At 67.9% G+C, this 18,747-nt stretch carries 16 protein-coding genes; 4 read left to right on the top strand and 12 right to left on the bottom strand.

Features of this window, described 5'->3' with window-relative positions; translation table 11 throughout:
• Positions 1 to 94 precede the first annotated feature (94 nt).
• Together ACK8OU_RS10795 and ACK8OU_RS10800 are read left to right on the top strand one after the other, a co-directional pair.
• Positions 95 to 1,147 (top strand): Ldh family oxidoreductase, encoded by a 1,053-nt coding sequence (locus tag ACK8OU_RS10795; RefSeq protein ID WP_410303428.1) that lies wholly within the window; start codon positions 95 to 97, stop codon positions 1,145 to 1,147.
• A 116-nt stretch (positions 1,148 to 1,263) separates the two neighbouring features.
• Positions 1,264 to 2,487: a LysR family transcriptional regulator gene (locus ACK8OU_RS10800; RefSeq protein ID WP_410303429.1), complete on the top strand. Its 1,224-nt coding sequence runs from the start codon at positions 1,264 to 1,266 to the stop codon at positions 2,485 to 2,487.
• Here the strand turns inward: ACK8OU_RS10800 and ACK8OU_RS10805 are convergent.
• Genes ACK8OU_RS10805 through ACK8OU_RS10820 form a run of 4 tightly spaced genes read right to left on the bottom strand, consistent with a single transcriptional unit; the run spans position 2,484 to position 5,975 of the window.
• The gene (locus ACK8OU_RS10805; RefSeq protein ID WP_410303431.1) at positions 2,484 to 3,323 is read right to left on the bottom strand and encodes a metal ABC transporter permease; all 840 of its coding nucleotides are present in this window, start codon (positions 3,321 to 3,323) and stop codon (positions 2,484 to 2,486) included. The genes ACK8OU_RS10800 and ACK8OU_RS10805 overlap by 4 nt on opposite strands.
• The gene (locus tag ACK8OU_RS10810) at positions 3,320 to 4,213 is read right to left on the bottom strand and encodes a metal ABC transporter permease (protein WP_410303433.1); all 894 of its coding nucleotides are present in this window, start codon (positions 4,211 to 4,213) and stop codon (positions 3,320 to 3,322) included. Before ACK8OU_RS10810 ends, ACK8OU_RS10805 begins: the two co-directional genes overlap by 4 nt.
• A complete protein-coding gene (locus tag ACK8OU_RS10815) occupies positions 4,210 to 5,082 on the bottom strand; it encodes a manganese/iron ABC transporter ATP-binding protein (protein ID WP_410303434.1) in 873 nt (290 codons plus the stop codon). Before ACK8OU_RS10815 ends, ACK8OU_RS10810 begins: the two co-directional genes overlap by 4 nt.
• Complete coding sequence (locus ACK8OU_RS10820) at positions 5,079 to 5,975, bottom strand: metal ABC transporter substrate-binding protein (protein ID WP_410303435.1); 897 nt, start codon at positions 5,973 to 5,975, stop codon at positions 5,079 to 5,081. Before ACK8OU_RS10820 ends, ACK8OU_RS10815 begins: the two co-directional genes overlap by 4 nt.
• A gap of 127 nt (positions 5,976 to 6,102) precedes the next feature.
• On the opposite strand from ACK8OU_RS10820, the gene ACK8OU_RS10825 reads away from it, so the two are divergent.
• Positions 6,103 to 6,549, top strand: coding sequence for a Fur family transcriptional regulator (locus tag ACK8OU_RS10825; RefSeq protein WP_410303436.1), 447 nt, complete (start codon positions 6,103 to 6,105; stop codon positions 6,547 to 6,549).
• 284 nt (positions 6,550 to 6,833) lie between these two features.
• Here ACK8OU_RS10825 and ACK8OU_RS10830 read toward each other — a convergent pair whose 3' ends face one another.
• From ACK8OU_RS10830 to ACK8OU_RS10840, 3 genes are read right to left on the bottom strand one after another with little or no spacing between them, the layout of a single operon-like run.
• On the bottom strand, positions 6,834 to 7,847 hold the full coding sequence (locus tag ACK8OU_RS10830) for a response regulator (protein ID WP_410303437.1): 1,014 nt from the start codon (positions 7,845 to 7,847) through the stop codon (positions 6,834 to 6,836).
• Positions 7,844 to 9,184, bottom strand: coding sequence for a sensor histidine kinase (locus ACK8OU_RS10835; protein ID WP_410303438.1), 1,341 nt, complete (start codon positions 9,182 to 9,184; stop codon positions 7,844 to 7,846). Before ACK8OU_RS10835 ends, ACK8OU_RS10830 begins: the two co-directional genes overlap by 4 nt.
• Positions 9,181 to 9,648, bottom strand: coding sequence for a putative pterin-binding protein (locus ACK8OU_RS10840; RefSeq protein ID WP_410303439.1), 468 nt, complete (start codon positions 9,646 to 9,648; stop codon positions 9,181 to 9,183). Before ACK8OU_RS10840 ends, ACK8OU_RS10835 begins: the two co-directional genes overlap by 4 nt.
• Before the next feature lie 366 nt (positions 9,649 to 10,014).
• On the opposite strand from ACK8OU_RS10840, the gene ACK8OU_RS10845 reads away from it, so the two are divergent.
• Positions 10,015 to 12,273: a choice-of-anchor F family protein gene (locus ACK8OU_RS10845; RefSeq protein ID WP_410303440.1), complete on the top strand. Its 2,259-nt coding sequence runs from the start codon at positions 10,015 to 10,017 to the stop codon at positions 12,271 to 12,273.
• Positions 12,274 to 12,415: 142 nt separating this feature from the next.
• On the opposite strand, the gene ACK8OU_RS10850 is transcribed toward ACK8OU_RS10845, so the two are convergent.
• From ACK8OU_RS10850 to ACK8OU_RS10870, 5 genes are read right to left on the bottom strand one after another with little or no spacing between them, the layout of a single operon-like run.
• Positions 12,416 to 13,654, bottom strand: coding sequence for an efflux RND transporter periplasmic adaptor subunit (locus tag ACK8OU_RS10850; RefSeq protein WP_410303441.1), 1,239 nt, complete (start codon positions 13,652 to 13,654; stop codon positions 12,416 to 12,418).
• 18 nt (positions 13,655 to 13,672) lie between these two features.
• A complete protein-coding gene (locus tag ACK8OU_RS10855; RefSeq protein WP_410303442.1) occupies positions 13,673 to 16,036 on the bottom strand; it encodes an ABC transporter permease in 2,364 nt (787 codons plus the stop codon).
• Entirely contained in the window at positions 16,036 to 16,770 is a 735-nt protein-coding gene (locus ACK8OU_RS10860) for an ABC transporter ATP-binding protein (RefSeq protein WP_410303443.1), read from the bottom strand. Before ACK8OU_RS10860 ends, ACK8OU_RS10855 begins: the two co-directional genes overlap by 1 nt.
• Before the next feature lie 48 nt (positions 16,771 to 16,818).
• Entirely contained in the window at positions 16,819 to 17,733 is a 915-nt protein-coding gene (locus tag ACK8OU_RS10865; protein ID WP_410303444.1) for an ABC transporter permease, read from the bottom strand.
• The gene (locus ACK8OU_RS10870) at positions 17,726 to 18,733 is read right to left on the bottom strand and encodes an ABC transporter permease (RefSeq protein ID WP_410303445.1); all 1,008 of its coding nucleotides are present in this window, start codon (positions 18,731 to 18,733) and stop codon (positions 17,726 to 17,728) included. Before ACK8OU_RS10870 ends, ACK8OU_RS10865 begins: the two co-directional genes overlap by 8 nt.
• Positions 18,734 to 18,747: the final 14 nt, after the last annotated feature.

An 18,747-nucleotide genomic window follows, 5' to 3' on the forward strand; every position in this document is an offset into this window, starting at 1 on the left:
GACCGACATGGGGGGTGCAAGTGCCGAACGCCGTTGAACCGCAGGGGGCCGCCCGGTCCCGGTGTGCGGATGTAACACTGATCGGGGCCGCGCCATGACCCGCGCCATGACCCGTGTCGCGCCCGACGCCTTGCGCGACTTTGCGACCCGCTGTTACGCGCGCCTTGGCCTGCCGCAGGCTTCGGCGGAATTGCTGGCCGATACGCTGGTGCAGGCCGATCTGTGGGGGCATCCGTCGCACGGGATCATGCGGCTGTTCTGGTATGGCAAGAGGCTGGAAAGCGGTGCGATCCGGGCCGATGCGCTGCCCCGACCCGAGGACAGCCCCGGCGCGCTTGGCGTGATCGATGGCGGTGACGGGGTGGGCCAGGTCGTGGCGCAGGCGGCGATGGCACAGGCGATCCGCGCGGCCAGGGCGCATGGCATCGGCGCGGTGGCGGTGCGCAATTCGGGCCATTTTGGCACGGCGATGTATTTCACGCGCATGGCGGCGCAGGCGGGTTGCATCGGCTTCATCTCGACCAATGCCAGCCCCGCGATGGCGCCCTGGGGCGGGCGGGAAAAGCGCATCGGCAACAACCCCTTTTCCTGGGCGGCCCCGGCGGGCCGGCATCCGCCGATGATGGTGGACATGGCCAATACCGCCGTGGCGCGGGGCAAGCTTTACGTCGCGCGGGCACGGGGGCAGGCCATTCCCAAGGGCTGGGCGATGGATGCGACCGGGCAGATGACCACCGATCCTGCAGCCGGCATCGCGGGAACGATCCTGCCGATGGCGGGGCACAAGGGCTATGCGATCACCTTCGCGATGGATGTGCTGTCGGGTATCCTGTCGGGCAGCAGCTTCGCGCCCGCGGTCGTCGGCCCCTACGTCCCCGAGGGGCGCAGCGGGGCGGGGCATTTCGTGATGGCGGTCGATATCGCCCAGTGCCGCCCGCTGGCGGAATTCGAGTCGGATATGGAACGCCTGATCGCCACCATGAAGGACACGCCCCGCGCGCCGGGCATCGACGAGATCTTCTATCCCGGCGAGGTCGAGGCCCGCCACGATCTGCGCGCCCGGCAAGAAGGCCTGCACCTGCCCGCCGATGTGTTGCGCGACCTGTCCGAAGGCGCCGCGCGCCTGGGCGTCGCCCCGCCGTTCTAGGCCCGCCGCGGACGGGGAAGGCGGTTCCAACGGATAAGAAACCGCTATAGGAACGGGGTGGGGCAAGCGCCGGCCCGGCCTTGGCGCGGCCCTGTCTGGCGGGGTGGGATGATGTCATGATATCCAGAAATCTCAGGCACTTTCGGGTCTTTCTTGCGGTGGCGGACCTGGGCTCGCCGACGCTTGCGGCCAGCCGCTGCCTGATCTCGCAGCCGGCGGTGACGCAGGCGCTGGGCAAGCTGGAACAGGAAACGGGCGGCGCGCTGTTCGACCGCAGCCGGCAGGGGTTTTTTCTGACCGAACGGGGCCGGTGCCTGGACCGGCGCATCCGGCGCGCGATGGGGCGGCTGGATGGCGCGCTGGCCGAGGTCGCGCCGCGGCTGAAGGTGACGGCGACCGCCGCCCAGCTGCAGGCGCTGATCGCCATGAGCGAGGCACAGAACTTTACCCTTGCGGCGCGCATGCAGGGCCTGGCCCAGCCGACCGTGCACCGGGCGATCACCCGGATCGAGCGCGAGGCCGCCCGCGCGCTGTTCGAACGCACCTCATTCGGGATGGTGGCCACGCCGGTCTGCCGCCGGCTGGCGCAGGCCGCGCGGCTGGCGTTTTCGGAAATCGAGCAGGCCGAGGCCGATCTGGCCGATCTTGACGGGGGCGATGGCGGGCGGATCGTCATCGGCGCGCTGCCGCTGTCGCGGTCCGCCGTTCTGCCCGAGGCGCTGGTGCGGTTCCGCGCGGCCTTTCCGACGCATCGGGTCAGCGTTCTGGACGGGACCTATGATGACATGCTGGCCGGGCTGCGGCGGGGGGATATCGACCTGATGATCGGCGCCCTGCGCGACCCGCTGCCGATTGGTGATGTGACGCAAGAGGCGCTGTTTCACGACCGGCTGGCGATCCTGGCCCGGCCCGGCCATCCGCTGGCGGGGCAGGGCCGGATCCCGCTGTCGGTGCTGGCGGCGCAGCAATGGGTCGTGCCGCGCCAGGGCACACCGTCGCGCGCGCGCTTTGACGCGCTGTTCGCGGCGCAGGGCGGCGGGCCGCCGGACAGTATTCTGGACTGCGGCTCGATCCTGCTGATGCGCGAGGTGCTGAACCGCAGCGACCTTTTGGGCTGCATCTCGGCCCAGCAGGCCAGGGCCGAAATCGCGCGCGGGCTTCTTGTGCGGCTGGATACGGCAGTGGATGCGGCGCTGGACAGGGCCGGGCGCAGCATCGGGCTGACCTGTCGGGCGGATTGGGTTCCGACCAAGGCGCAGGGGGCGCTGCTGGATCTGATCCGCGATGCCGCGCGCGGGATTGGCACACGCTGTCCTGAACCGCGGCGCGCAGCCCCCTAGCTGCCCGCGGCAGTGGTGGCGCGGCGTTCGCGCCGGTTGTGCGCGGTCAGCGCGGCCAGAAACAGCGCCGTCAGGATCATGACGATGGTGGGCGCGGGCGCGCTGTCCAGCCAGAAGGCGGCATAGGTGCCGGTGACCCCGGCCAGCAACGCCACCCCGATCGCCACCCCGATCATCGCCGAAAACCGCCGCGTCAGCAGAAAGGCAATGGCGCCCGGCGCGATCAGATAGGCGATCGACAGGATGATGCCCACCGCCGACAGCATCGCCACGATGGTTGCCGACAGGATCGCCAGCATTCCGTAATGCAGCCGGTTCACCCGCAGCCCGATCATCCGGGCATGCACCGGATCAAGGCTTTGCGCCAGAAAGTCGCGCCATTTCGCCGCCAGGATCAGCGTCACCCCCCCCGAGATCAGCCCCGCGGTCCACAGCGTCCCGGGGCTTAGGCCCAGCATGTTGCCAAACAGGATATGGTCCATGTCCAGCCCGGTGGGGGCCTGGGTGTAAAGCACGATGCCCAGACCGAACATCCCGGAAAAGACCACCCCCATAACGGTGTCCTGTTTGATGCGCGAATGGTCCTTGATCAGGCCGGTGCCCAGCGCGCAGATCAGCCCGGCCAGAAATGCCCCGATGATCAGCGGTATTCCGGCCATATGGGCCAGAACGACCCCGGGCAGCACCGCATGGCTTGTGGCATCGCCGATCAGCGACCAGCCCCTGAGCACGACGAACGCGCTGAGCATCGCCGCGGCGGGGGCGATCAGCACCACGATCAGCAGCGCGTTGCGCATGAAGGGAAAGTGCAGCGGCAGCAGAAGATCCGCGATCATGCGCCATCCTTTCGGGCCATGGGGGGCAGGGTGTGGTTCGGGGTGGGGTGGGGTGCGCGGCGCGCGCGCCTGCGGGCGGCCAGCACCCCGTGGCGGGGGGCCAGGATCAGCGCCGCCAGAAACAGTCCCGTCTGCAGGCAGACGATGATCCCGCCGGTCGCGCCATCCAGGAAATAGCTGGCATAGGCCCCCAGCGCCGCGGTGCCGGCCCCGATCCCGACCGACAGCAGCAAAAGCCGCGCAAAGCGGTCGGTCAGCAGACAGGCCGTGGCGCCGGGCGTCACCACCAGCGCGATCACCAGAAACGCGCCCACGGTCTGCATCGCCGCCACCGTGCAGGCCGACAGCAGCGTGAAGAACACCAGCCGCAGCGCGGTCACGTTCAACCCGATTGAACGGGCGTGGCCTTCGTCGAAGAACACCGCCAGAAAGTCGCGCCATTTCGCCACCAGCACCGCCAGCGACACCGCCGCGATCAGCACCAGCTGCACCGTGTCGCCCGGCGTGATCGCCAGGATATTGCCCATGGTGATGGTCTGGATCGACACCGCCATCGGGTTGACCGAGACCATGAACAGTCCCAGCCCGAAGAAGCCGGTGAAGATCAGCCCGATCACGACATCTTCCTTCAGCCCGGATCGCTGGCGCAGGGCCACCATCGCCAGCGCCGCAAGTCCGCCCGACAAAAAGGCCCCCAACGCGAAGGGCAGGCCCAGCATATAGGCGCCCGCGACCCCCGGCACCACCGAATGCGCCAGCGCATCCCCGATCAGCGACCATCCCTTCAGCATCAGGTAGGCCGACAGAAAGGCGCAGACCCCGCCCACCAGCGCCGAGACCCAGATCGCATTGGTCATGTAACCATAGCCGAAGGGTTCCAGCAGGATCATCGCGGCCCCTTTGCGGTATGGGCGCGACCGTCATGGATCACCGGCGGGCGTTCATCGTCGCTGCGGATGTCCAGCTTGCGCCGGTCGCTGTCGGCATGCGGGTGCGGCCCTTCAATCAGGAAATGCCGCAGCACGCCGCCAAAGGCCGCGTGCAGGTTTTCCCGGGTAAAGACCTGTCCGGTCGGGCCATGCGCGATCACCGTGCCCCTGACCAGCACCACCCGGTCGCAGAATTCCGGCACCGATCCCAGGTTGTGCGTGGCCACCAGCATCACCCGGCCCTCGGCGCGCAGGGCACGCAGCAGGGCGATGATCTGATCCTCGGTCCTGACGTCGACGCCGGTGAAGGGTTCGTCCAGCAAGATCACCTGCGCATCCTGCGCCAGCGCGCGCGCCAGGAACACGCGTTTCTTCTGTCCGCCCGACAGTTCACCGATCTGGCGGTGGCGGAACGGCGCCATGTCGACGCGGGCCAGCGCCGCGGTGACGGCGGCATGATCAGCCGCGCGCGGGCGGCGCAGAAAGCCCATGTGGCCATAACGCCCCATCATCACCACATCCTCGACCAGCACGGGAAAGGTCCAGTCGACCTCTTCGGACTGGGGCACATAGGCCACGGCCTGTTGCCGGATCATCCGGGCGACGGGCTGGCCCAGGATTTCGATCTGGCCGCGCGCGACCGGCACAAGGCCCATCAGCGCCTTGAACAACGTCGATTTACCCGCCCCGTTCACCCCCACCAGCGCGGTGATCGTGCCGCGCGGGATGGCAAAGCTGGCGTCGCGCAGCGCGGTATGGCCGTTGCGATAGGTGACGCTCAGCCCCTCGGCGCGGATGCCCTCAACGGGAATGCCGGCCCCGTCGGTCATGGCTGCAACCCGGTCACAATGGTCTGCGCGGTCACGCGCAGCAGGTCCAGATAGGTGGGCACCGGACCGTCCGGCGTGCTGAGGCTGTCGACATACAGAACCCCGCCATAGGCCGCGCCGGTTTCGTGCGCCACCTGGCGGGCGGGCTTGTCCGATACGGTGCTTTCGGAAAACACCGCCGGGATGGCATGCGCGCGCACCGTGTCGATCACCGTGCGCACCTGTTGCGGCGTGCCCTGCGCATCGGCGTTGATCGGCCAGAGAAACACCTCACGCAGGGCGAAATCGCGGGCCAGATAGGAAAACGCCCCTTCCGAGGTCACCAGCCAGCGGCGGTCTTCTGGCAGCGCGCGGGCCGCATCGCGCAAGGGGCCGATCACCTGGGCGATCCGCGCCTTGTAGGCCGTGGCATTGGCGGCATAGGCGCCGGCATTGCCCGGATCGGCGCGCGTCAGCGCATCGCGGATGTTGTCGACATAGATCAGGGCCGCATCCAGCGCCATCCAGCCATGCGGGTTGGGATTGCCGTCATGATCCCCGCCCGAAATCGCGATCGGCGCCACGCCTTGCGATACGACGGCGGCGGGAACATCGCGCAGATTGGCAAAGAACGGCTCGAACCAGCGTTCCAGCCCCAGGCCGTTCCACAGGATCAGATCGGCATCCTGCGCCCGGACCAGATCGCGCGGGGTCGGGGCATAGCCATGCACCTCGGCGCCCGGGCGGGTGATCGAGACGACATCGGCCGCATCGCCCGCCACGTTCTGCGCCATATCCGCGATCACCGTGAAGGTGGTCACCACCTTCAGCCGGTCCTGCGCCGCCCCGGGCCCGGCGATCATGCTTAGCCCCATGCCCATGATCAGGGCGAAAAGCGGTCTTCGGCGGGGCATTGCGGGCTCCTTCATCGCGGTGGTTGTCCTTCATGCATTTAGGAATGGTTTGCATCTGTCAAGACAAATGCAAACGATTTGCAACTGGACCTTGCCTGCCGCACCACTTTCGCGCAAAGGTGACGGAATGACGAAGATCGACCGCAGAACCGAACGGCTGACCGATGCGCTGCGTCGGGCGGGGGTGCGTATCACGCGCCAGCGCGCGGCGCTGCTGGGCGTGCTGGCCCGGGCCGAGGACCATCCCGAAGCGGTGGAACTGCACCGCCGCGCCGAGGCGCAGGTTCAGGGGATTTCGCTGTCCACCGTCTATCGTACCCTGACCGCGCTGGAGGCGCAGGGCGTGATCCAGCGCCATCAGTTCGCGGGCACCCCGGCCCGGTTCGAACATACCGAAACCGGGCATCACGACCACATGATCGACGTGGATACCGGTGAGGTGATGGAATTCGCCAATGACCGGATCGAACGTCTGCAGGCCGAGATTGCCGAGGCGCTGGGCTATGACATCGTCCATCACCGGCTGGAGCTTTACGTCCGCAAGAAGATGCGTCCGACGACCGATCGGGGCTGATCGGGGCGTTGCGCGCCGCCCGGCTGGTGCGCCTGCGCCGTGCCGGCGCGGGAACCGGCGTTACAAAAACATTACGCTTGCCGATTCCCGCACCCGTGCCGATGAACAGGCACGCGGCCAGGCACCACCCCCAGGCAGACACCCGGCCGGATCAGTATGAACGGGACCATCCGCGACATCAGCCAATGGCTGTGCAGGGCAAATAGCCCCTGTGCGGACCCGTCTGAAATGCGCCGATCTGTCCTATCTTTTTGACATGTTCGCGCGTGTCGCGCCCCCTGCGTTCAGAGGGGAACCAACGCCGGAAACGATAAAATCAGCGCGACCAGATCGCTCTGGCGGTTCGTGTCGGTCTTGGAGAACAGGTTTTTCAGGTGGAAGGCCACGGTTGTGCCGGAAACGCCAAGGCCGCGGGAAATATCCTCGGGGCGCTGGCCAGTGGCCAGCAGATGGGCGATGCGCGCCTCGGTCGGGGTCAGGCCGAAGACCCGTGCCAGCAGCATCGGGTCAGGCACATGGCGCCGGTCGGGGTCGACGATCACGACCAGGGCTGCCGCGCCCTGCGGGTGGCCGGCGTCCAGCGCGCCGAACAGAACGATCAGATCGCGCCCCCCGTCCGCACGCGGGATGCTGACCGGACCGGCCGAGTCGGCGTGACCCGAAATCACCTGCGCGATCGCGGTACGCAGCGCGGCTGCCGGCCCGGAGGCGGTGCAGACCAGCCGCGTTCCCAGCACCAGCGGACCGGCCGGGCCGCACAGCGCGCGCGCGGCGGCATTTGCCTGCACCACCTCACCCCGCGGGCACAGCAGCACGATCGCCGGGGCCAGCCGGTCCAGCGCCGCGCCCTGATCACCGGCCGGTGCGGCCAGCGCGGCGCGGGTTTGCGCCAGCCGCGCGCCAATCGAGGCACGCAGCCGCGCGACCTGGCGCAGATGGGCCGCCACCGTGGCCAGCATCAGATCGTAATCGATGGGCTTGACCAGATAGTCATCGGCCCCCGCCAGCTTGCCCGCGACGACCTCGGCCCGGTCGGCCAGCGCGGTCAGGAACAGGAAGGGCACATCCGCCAGATCGGGCCGCCGGGCGCGCAGGCGGGCCAGAAGACCGCGCCCATCCAGACGCGGCATGCAGATGTCGCACAGGATCAGATCGGGGCGGTCGGTTTCCAGCATCGCCAGCGCCGCCAGCCCGTCGGCGGCGGCCAGAACGCGGTATCCCGCCTCGGACAGTTCCGCGGCAATATCCTGCCGCAGGTCGGTTTCATCCTCGCAGATCAGGATGCAGGGCGGTGTCATGCGGCCACCTGCGCCGGGGCCATGGCCGCCAGCCACAGCGTAAAGACCGAGCCGCGCCCCGGCCAGCTTTCCACCTCGACCGTGCCGCCTTGCAATTCGGCCAGGCGCCGCGCGGTCCACAGGCCCAGCCCGCTGCCTTCGACGCCGCTTGCCGGGCCGCGGCGAAAGCGGTCGAAGATCCGCCCCAGATCGGCAGGTGCGATGCCGGGGCCGGTATCGACGATCGCGCAGGCGATCCGGTCGTCGCGCTGAAACAGCCGCACCACGACCGGCCCCGCGCAATGGCGCAGCGCGTTTTCCAGCAGATTCATCACCGTATGCTGCATCAGCCCCGGGTCGCACCAGGCCAGCATCGGTTCCGCCGCCGCGTCCAGCCGCAGGCTGCGGCCGGGGTGGCGCGCCTGCAGGTCCGCGATCAGCGCGCGCAGTGGCGCCACCACGTCATGGCGCGCGCAGCGGGGCTGCTTCAGGTCGTTGTCGATCTGGCCCGCGATCAGCGCCGCCTCGACCAGGCGCGACAGATCGGCGACGGTCCGGCGGATGGTGGCCAGCCGTGCCCGGTGGCCTGTGTCACCGGGCGTGGGCTGGCCGCGCAACATCCGCTGCGCTGCGCTGTCGATCACGGCCAGGGGGGTGCGGAACTGGTGCGACACCACGGCGGCGAAATCGCGCCAGTAGGCGGCCTGGGTGCGTTCCTGATCAAGATCGCGTTCCAGCCGGATCGCGCGCAGCCGCAGTTCCTCGGCGCGCAGAAGCGCGCGCTGATCGGCCACCAGCCGCCAGCCCAGATAGGCGGCAAAGCCGATCCCCAGCACCAGTGAGACGATGACCTGCGCGACCGCCCCGCGATACAGTTCCAGCCGCCGGGACAGCTCTCCCCAGTCGGCGACCATGGTGCGGTTGCCCGCGCGGCGCAGCACCTGCCGCAGCTGTTCCAGCGCGCCGGCCAGCCGCAGGGCGCGTTCGGGGGTCATGGGTGCTGCGCGCGGGTCCAGCGCCAGCACCCGCGCGCGCTGGTCCATCAGCGGGCCGGACAGGCCGATGCGGTCCAGCGCGCGCAGCTGTGGCCCCTCGGCGATCAGGGTCAGGCGGCTGGCCAGCAGATCGAACCGCGTGCCGATCACGGGGGCATCCGCGGGGTTGCGCGCCAGCGCCGCATCCAGCCGCAGCGTCTCGGCCTCGGCCTGGCTGATCACCCACAGCATGTTGGCCGATTGCTTGATGCGCATCGTCCGTTCGATCTCGGCCAGGCGCATAAGCCCGAAGGCCAGCGCGCCCAGGCAGGCCACCACGATGGCCACGGGCAGGCCGATCTGCCGCAGCCTGCGGGTGATCATTGCGCCTCAAGGCGGGTCAGCTGCCAGACCCAGCGGTGATCATACAGGATGTCGTGCAATTCGGCATGGTCGTCGCGCGGATAGACGATCCAGATCGGCCCCTTGTCGCGGGCGGTCAGCGGCTGGTCGTTCATCGTCATCGCCGCGATCACGTCAAAGCGGGTGAAATCGGTGGTCGGGATTGCGATTTCATAGTCGTTCAGCGCAATCGCCAGCAGGTTGTCGGCGGTGATCCCGGCATCGGCCAGCAGATCGCGCATCAGCGGGCCGGCAAAGGTGTGCGGCCCGTCGGTGACGCTGGTATGGGTAACGATCCGGTGCCGGGGCAGGGCGGCAAGGCGGTCGGCATCATAGGCCACGGCGCGACCATCGGTGCCGATGATGTCAAGGATCGTTTGCGCCGTCGCCACGGGCGCGTCGCCCATCAGCGCCAGCATCGCCAGCACGCCTGCCCGAATCGTCATCGTGCGCCCCCTTTGTCCGCAAGGCCCCCGATTTTGCTTCATGGTCAGGCCGATCAGCAAGGCGGGCAAGCGAAAACTGCGCCTGCCGCACGCAGGGGCGGGCTTCAGACGCAGGGCGGGGCCATGCACGGCGGAGAGGCGCTGGTTTCCGGTCACAGGGGCAGACTATACATACTTTGGGATAGAAATAAGAAATACTTTTGCATTAGTCTTTATCGAAATGAAAATTATCAGGTGCTAAAGGCGCGCGCGCAACCGGGACTCCTGGTCCGGCGGATGCACAGCCCTTGGGTTCGGGTTCACCCCTGGCAGGTTCGATACGCCAAAGGCCCGGTCACCGGGCTGTAACTGATTGGAGGAATCATTTTGCGTAAACTTGTTGCACTGAAACTTGGGACGGTCGCGCCCATTGCCCTGATCGCGGCGCTGGGCGCGCCGACCTTTGCCGGTACGCTGGATGATGATGTGCTGATCGGCACATCGGGCGATGGCTATATTTTCGCCGACCCGGCGGAAGGCGTTCTGGAACCCGGCATTCGCGCCATCACCTTCACCAAGACACGGATCGGTGACGGCGAGACTGCCGAATTCGTGGAGCCCTATGAATCGATCGTGACCGATTTCGAAACGCTGACGAAGCGCAGCCAGGTCACGAACTGCCTGATCGCCAACAACCCTGATGTTTACTGCGATTCGGAACGCGGCACGGGCAAGCGGATCAAGACCCGCCTGACGGGCCCCGAGGCGCTGGACATCCGTATGCGCACCACGCCCAGCGACGAATTTGCCGCGGTTGATTACTTTGCCTTTGGCAAGACCTCGAACCTGACCGGGGCGCGGATCACCGGTCTGTCGATCCAGTTGCTGGATGCCGATGGCAGCCTGATGAACCCGGAAACGCCCGAGGCCGCCGTTCTGTTCAACCTTGCCGCGACCGCAATCGGCCTTGGCGCCAACCTGCCGGACGGTCTTTACGGTTCGGGCGGCAATGAGGGCGAGATCGGGTTTTTCTCGCCTGACCCGGCGGAACTGGCCCTTAGCCCTTCGGCGAATACGCTGGATTTCGGCGCTCTGGGCAATGCCGATGGCCACTATGCGACCTATTTCGGCGATGCGATGCTGGATGACACGATGGTGCCGGATGGGTTGTTCTGGGATGACAACGCCGACCCGGCCGATGAATCGGCGCTGATCGCCTGGAACAACATTGCCGGCGGCGGCTGGACCTACGGTATCCTTGAAACGGACGTCAAGATCGAGGATCGAAAGGCAGAACTGGCAGCGGCGCTGGGCGTCGAGGTGGATGCGCTGAATTATGTGCCGGGCGGTCTTGTGCCGCAAACGATCGTCGATGCGGCCCAGGCGAACGGCCTGTTCAGCGTCGCTATCATCGAAGATCTGCGCAACGCGAACCTGAACTTCACCATCACGGTCGGCAATGTCGAGGCGGGGGAATTCACGCTGCGCCTGGCCCCGGGTTTCGCCCCGATTGTCGAGGCGGCGACGACCGAATACCAGTTCCGCACCGCGGGCTATCTGGATGCGGCGGCAGAGGTTCCCTATTGGAACCTGGGCAATGCCGGGGATTATGCCGCGGAAATCGCCCGTATTCTGGCGCTTGATCCGGCCGAACAGGCCGATGCGCTGGAACAGATCGGCTTCAGCTTCCTTGGCGCCTTCCCGGGGCTGGGGATGAACCTGGGCCGCGATCAGGTCTTTGCGCTGGGTCGTCCCTCGGTGGAAATCGGCACGGATGGCGTGACCCTGTCCAGCAAGGGGGACGGCAGCTGGTCGATGGGCGATGACCTGCGCGGCTTTGCCTCGGTCCATGGCAGCTCGGGCAGCTATGAAACCACCGCCAACAGCATCGGTTACGATGTCGACACGCGCGGTTTCAGCGCCGGCGTGGAAACCGCGATCAGCCCGACGATGTCGGCCGGCGTGATGGTCGGGGGGCTTGACGGCACGGCCGGGGCCTTTGCCGGGCGGGGCGAAATCGATGCCTCGGGCTGGTCGGTGGCGGCCTATGGGCGCACCACCTTCGGCGTGGGCGGCAGCCTGCAGGCGGTCGTCGGCTATCAGGATCTGTCCTTCGACACGATCCGCAACGTGGCCGGTGCGGTTGCCAAAGGCTCGACCGATGGGTCGCAGACCTTCATGGCGCTGCAAGCCGACTACATGTTCCGCCAGGGCGCGCTGACCTGGGGGCCGATGGCCTCGATCGAGCGTTATGACATCTCGGTGGACGGGTTTGCCGAAACCGGCGCCGGGATCTGGAACCTGGCCGTGGGCGAACAGGATGGCGCGGTGACGCTGGTCAGCGCCGGTGTGCGGGGCGATTATGCGGTGGATGCCGCGGGCACCACGCGCGCCTATGGCAGCCTGGCGATGACCAGGGCCTCGGGCGATGATGCGATGATCGCGGCGGGCTTTGTCGGCCTTCCCACGGGCAGCACGCCGGTGGATGGCATCGATCAGGACTGGGTCGATGTGAACCTGGGGATGACCACGACGATCCCGGGCTTTGGCGGCAAGGGGGCCGTGCTGGGCGGCGAATATCGCGGCTCGTTCGGCGATGACTATGAAAACCACGGTCTGGGTGTCTTCGTGAAGATGGCGTTCTGATCGCCGGGCCGGGATGTCCGGCCCGAAACCTGCGCAGACGGGGCCGCATCGGTGCAGACTGGTGCGGCCCTTTCGTTGCTGCGGGCCATGCTGCCCCAGGACCGGGGATGGCGCGGGGCGTGCGCGATGTCAGGGGGCGGCGTCAGGGTGCGTTGGGGCGGGGCGCGATCCGGGCGCCGTCGGTGATGCGGTTGCCGGGGTAGGCGACGACGCGGTCGCCTTCGGACAGGCCCGACAGAACCTCGGCGCGATCGGCCTGAATCTGGCCGATCGTGACCGGCACCAGCGCCGCGCGCCCGTTTGTTTCGCGAAACACCGCCCAGCCGCCCTCATGGCGGAACAGCGCGCCCTGCGGCACCTGCAGCGCCTGCGGGCTGGACCAGATCACCACCCGCACAAAGACCCGATAGCCATCGCCCAGCCCCGCCCGCGCCTCGGGCGGTGACAGGATGTCCAGCTTCAGCCGCACGCGCTGTTCCTCGATTCCCAGCGCCGAAACGCGGGTGAAGGCGGCGGGTTCGATCCGGCGCACCTGCGCCTGCAGCGGGTCCGGCCCGCCCCAGCGTTCGATATGGGCCAGGGCGCCGGGGGCGACCTTGACCGCATCGGCCGACAGCAGATCGACTTCGATTTCCAGATCCTGCAGGTCGCCGATCGTCAGCAGCGGCTCGCCCGCCTGCACCAGCCGCGCCGAAGGGTCGGCGACGGTCAGCACCCGGCCCGAATGCGGCGCGCTGATCTGCACGCAGCAATCGCCCGGGCCCGCATCGGGGCCGGCGGGCGCGGGCGCTACCAGCTGCGCCTGCATGCGGGCAAGGGTCGCGCGGTTCAGGTCCAGTTCCGACCGCGCGGCCTGCAGCGCGGCGGCGGCGGTGTCGCGCGCCTGCGCTGCCGCTTCCAGCGTGCGCGAAGCGATGATGCCGCGTTCCGACAGCGCCAGGTTGCGGCGCAGTTCGGCCTCGGCATAGTCCAGATCGGCCTGGGCGTGCGACAGGTTCACCTCGGCCAGGCGCAGCGCGGCCTGGGCCTCGGTCACGGCGGCTTCGGCGGCGGCGCGCGCGCGCGCGTCCAGAAAGGCGGGTTCGGCCGGGCGGATCACCGCCACCACCGTTTGCCCGCGCGTCACCGGATCGCCCACCTGCACCGGCATGCGCAGCGCAGCCCCCGTCAGCGGCGCGGTGACCAGATAGGGGTCGCGCACCCGCGTCACGCCCTCGGCTTCGACCGTCACCTCCATCGGGGCCAGCGTTACCGCGGCCAGATCCACCGGCTCGGGTTTGGGCCACAGCGCCCAGACCGCCAGCCCCGCCAGGGTTACGACACCCAACAGCGGCGCGATCAGGCGCGGGGCTGTGAACTTGCGGGGGGGGCGGTCTGGCATGATCCCTGTCTCCTGATCCTATTCCTGCGCCTTCAGCGCCTGCACGATGTCGATCCGGTCCAGCCTGCGGCGCACCACCAGCGCCGCCGCAAGCGCCGTGACCAGCACGATCAGGCTGGCCGCGGCATAGGTCGATGTGTCGATCACCAGCGGCACGCTGACCACATCGGTGGATACGCCTGCCACGATCATCGCGGCAAATCCATAGCCCGCAAGCCAACCCGGCGGGATCGCCGCCAGGGTCAGCCCCATCAACTCGCCGACCAGAACATAGCCCACCTCGGCCCGGCGAAAGCCCAGGACGCGCAGGCTGGCCAGATCATGGGCACGCTGCGACAGCTGGATGCGCGCGGCATTATAGATCACGCCGATGGTGATCAGCATCCCCAGAACCGAATAGATCGTGGCCGAAATCCACAGGTTTTCGTTGATCGTCTGCTCGAACTGGTGGCGTACCTCGGTCCAGGTGACCAGGCCCGCGACGGCCGGCGTGGCCTTGACGGCCCCGTGCAGGGCACCCATGCGGTCGGTATCGACCATCAGATGCAGCATGTTGACCTGCGGCGCGCTGCGCATCAGCGAAAACAGCGCGGTGCGGTCCATATGCGCCTCTTGCCCGACGGTCTGGCGGATGGTACCGGCCAGCGGGATCGCCCAGGTTTCGCGCGGGGGGGCCAGCGCCTCGACCTGCAGCATGTCGCCCGGGCGCAGGTCCAGCTTGCGCGCCAGGCCCTCGGGCAGGACCAGGCCCTGGGCGGGCAGGGCGACGGGGCGGCCGTCGCTGTCCAGAAGCCGCGACAGATCGGTCTGCGCGGGCCGGGCGTTCAGCGTCGACAGCTCTGACCGCGCCCCGTGGATCAGCCGCACCGGCAGGGCAAAGGCGCCCTCGGCCCGGATCACGCCGGGCAGGGCCAGAACGTCCTGCACCGCCGCCTCATTTCGGGCGGACGACAGGATCAGTGTCACCTGCTGGCGGTTGGACTGGCTGAACATCTCATCCATCATCAGGTCCATCGCATCGAAGGTGCAGAACGACGCCACCAGCACCGCGACCGAGGCCGAAACCCCGAACAGCGTGACACTGGCCCGCCCCGGCCAGCGCGCGACCGAGCGCAGGATCATCATCGTCGTCTGGCGCAGGCGCAGCGCCCGGCCCAGCCTGTCCAGCCAGCCGCGCCGGAACAGCGGCGGGGCGGGCGGCGCCATCGCCACCGCCGGCGCCAGCCGCACCGAGGCGCGCACCGCGCGCAGCCCGCCCGCCGTGACCGTGGCCAGCGCCAGCGCCGCGGAAATGGCAAAGGGCCCCGGGCGCGGCTGATAGATCAGCCAGGGCAGGCGGAAGAATTCGGTGTAAAGCTCGGTCATGCGCTGGCCCAGCCACCAGCCCGCGGCCCAGCCCAACAGCACCCCCAGCACCCCGATGCCCAGGCACAGCTTCAGATAGTGCCAGCCGATCGCCCCGGTGGAATAGCCCACCGCCTTCAACAGCCCGATCTGGCGGCGTTCCAGCGCGATCAGGCGGCCCAGCACCATGTTCACCAGAAAGGCCGACACGATCAGGAAGATCGGCGGCAGGATATAGGCCAACGCGGCCAGCTGGGTCATCTCGCTGTCCAGAAAGGCGTGCGAGGCGTGGCGCGCGCGTCCATAGCCGCCGGTGCCGCCATAGGGCGCCAGCAGCCGGTCAAGGGCGGCGATCACCGCCGCCTCGTTCGCGCCGCGCGAAAGGCGCAGCGTCAGGTCGTTGAAGGCCCCGTCCAGATCGGTCGCGGCGGCCAGCGGCGCCTCGGCCATCCACAGGATACCGAAGCGGCGATCGTCGGGCATGATCGACCCCGCGCCCATCGTATAGATGAACTCGGGCGACAGCAGATGCCCGGTCACCACCAGTTCGCGGCGCTGGCCCTTGATCACCGCGGCAAAGCGGTCGCCGGGGCGCAGGCCATGGGCCTGGGCGAAGGGTTCATACAGCGCCACCTCATCAGGGTGCAGCGGGTCGGGCAGGCGGCCTGCGCGCAACAGCGGCAGGTTCAGCGCCGACCCGCCCGAGGCCGGCAGTGACAGCACCCGCGCCGAAACGGGTTCGGCAAAACCTTCCAGATCGACCAGCGCGGCGGCGGTGATCCGCGCCTCCAGCGCGGCGATGCCGGGCAGGGCCGCGATATCGGACAGCAGGCTGCGCGGGGCGCGGGTGGCGGCAGCAAAGACATCGCCGAAACGATGGCGTTCGTAATAGGCCTCACGCGTGTCCATCAGCGAGGCGCGCGTGCCATTGGCCAGCACCAGCACCATCACCCCGCAGCCCAGCACCAGCGCGATCGCCAGCACCTGCGCCCAAAGCCGGGCCAGATCGCGCAAAGTCTTGCGATCCAGCGCGCGCATCACCAGCTGACCTGTGCGGGCGCGATGCGGGTATCGTTGACCTCTTCGCGTGCGATCCGCCCGTCGGCCAGATAGATCACCCGATGCGCGATCTTCCGGATGCCCGCGTTATGGGTGATGATCGCCGTGGTGGTGCCCAGATCGCGGTTCACCTCGGCCAGGGCCTCAAGCACGGTGACGCCGGTTGCGCTGTCCAGCGCGCCGGTGGGTTCGTCGCACAGCAGCAGTTCGGGACGCTTGCCGATGGCGCGCGCGATGGCCACGCGCTGCTGTTCGCCCCCCGACAGTTCCGCCGGGAAATGATCCAGCCGGTGGCCCAGGCCCACGCGTTCCAGCGCCTCTTCGGGGCGCATCGGGTTTTCGGCGATCTCGGTCACCAGGGCCACATTTTCGCGCGCGGTCAGCGCGGGCATCAGGTTGTAGAACTGAAAGACGAAACCCACATGGTCGCGCCGGAACTGCGTCAGCGCGCGGTCGCTGGCATGGGTCAGGTCATGGTCCCGAAAGGTCAGGCGCCCCGCGGTCGGCGTATCCAGCGCCCCCAGAATGTTCAGCAGCGTCGACTTGCCCGACCCCGAGGCACCCAGCAGCACGACCATCTCGCCCTGAAACAGCGTCAGATCGACCCCGCGCAGCGCCTGCACCGTAACCGCGCCGGTGCGGTAGACCTTGGTCAGGCCTTCGGCGGACAACACCGGGACGGGCGGGCGGGCGGGGGGGGCGGTCTGGGTCATGCGCCCAGCCTAGCAAGCGGGGGCGCGCCACGCCATGACCAAGCGCGCTCAGCGGCCGCGGATGCGTGGGTCCAGCGCATCGCGCAGTCCGTCGCCGATGTAGTTGACCGACAGCACCGTCAAGGAAATCGCGATGCCGGGGATGATGACGCGCCAGGGGTACAGCTGCATCTGGTCGATCGCATCATACAAAAGCCGCCCCCAGGTGGGGAAATCCGGCGGAAAGCCCAGCCCCAGAAAGGACAGCGCGGATTCGGTGATGATCGCCGAGGCAATGCCCAGCGTCGCCGACACCATGATCGGCGACAGCACATTGGGCAGCACATGGCGCGTGACCATGCGCCGGGCGGGCGTGCCGATGGATCGCGCCGCCAGCACGAATTCGCGTTCCTTGATCGCCAGCACCTCGCCGCGCACGATACGCGCGGTCTGCATCCAGCTGGTGGCGCCGATCGCGCAGACGATCAGCAGGAAGATCCCGCCCTCGGGGCCGAAGCTGCGCGACAGCGGTTCGCGAAACAGCGTCACCATCAGCAACAGCAGCGGCAGCAGCGGCAGCGCCAGGAACAGGTCGGTCAGCCGCATCAGCGGCCCTTCCAGCCGGCGGAAATAGCCCGCCATAACCCCGATCGTCGTGCCCAGCAGGATCGACAGCGACATCGCCGTCATCCCCACCGCGATCGACACTTTGCCCCCCGCCATCACCCGCGCCAGCAGATCGCGGCCCAGCTGATCGGTGCCAAAGGGATGGGCGGGGGAAAAGCCCTTGTTGCGCGCGCGCAGGTCCACCGTGGTGGGGTCGATCTGCCAGATCAGCGGGCCGATCAGCACCGCGCCCAGGATCAGGGCAAAGACGGTCAGCCCGACGATGGCGCCCTTGTGGGTCTTGAACTGGTCCCAGACATCGCGCCACTGCGAACGCGGCGGGCGGGGCAGGGTCAGCGTGACGGGGGCCTCAGTCATAGCGGATCCTCGGGTCCAGAATGCCATAGAGAAGATCGGCGATCAGATTGAACAGCACGATCAGGATCGCGAAGATGAAGGTCAGCGTCATCACCATGGGCAGGTCATTGGCATGGATCGATGAAATCAGCTGCTGGCCCAGGCCGTTCACCTTGAACACCTGTTCGGTGATGATCGCGCCGCCAAAGATCGTGGGCACGCCAAGCGCGATCACCGTGACCACCGGGATCATCGAATTGCGCAGCACATGAACCAGCACCACCACGCGTTCGCCAAGGCCCTTGGCGCGGGCGGTGCGCACATAATCCTGGCCCAGGTTGTCCAGCATCGAGGCGCGCATGAAACGGCTGATCTGGGCGGCGTTGTACAGTGCCAGCACCGTGACCGGCATCACCATCTGGCGCAGTTGCGCCTTGAAGCTGGCCCAGTCGGTCACCTTCAGCGTCGTGTCATAGACGGACGGGAACCATTGCAGCTTGACCGCGAAAACGATGATCAGCACCACGCCGGTAAAGAAGGTGGGTACCGAAAACCCCACCATCGCGATGAAGGTGCCCAGATTGTCGAACCAGGAATATTGCCGATAGGCCGACAGGATGCCGATCGGCAGCGCGATCATCACCCCGATCAGATAGGCCAGCCCCACCACCATCAACGTCTGCGGCAGCCGTTCGGCGATGATCTGCATCACCGGCTGGCGCGACTGGAAGGAAATTACCCGCTGCATCCCCTCGCCCAGCGAGGTGCCGAAGAGGTGGTCGATCAGGTGCAGCGGCTCGACCCAGAAGAATTGTTTCAGCCAGAGCGCGTAGCGCACATACCACGGACTGTCCAGGCCAAGGGCCGCGCGCATCTTTTCCTTGACGTCGGGCGGCACGGTCAGCGGCACATCGCCCAGGGGGTCGCCCGGGGCGGCCTCCAGCAGCAGAAAGATCACCAGGCTGATGACCAGCAGCGTCGGCACCGCGATCAGCAATCGGCGAAGGGTAAAGGTGAACATCGGCGCCTCGGGTC

The sequence above is a fragment of the Pontitalea aquivivens genome, from assembly GCF_046507575.1.
In the GTDB taxonomy this organism is placed as follows: Bacteria; Pseudomonadota; Alphaproteobacteria; order Rhodobacterales; family Rhodobacteraceae; genus Pontitalea; species Pontitalea aquivivens.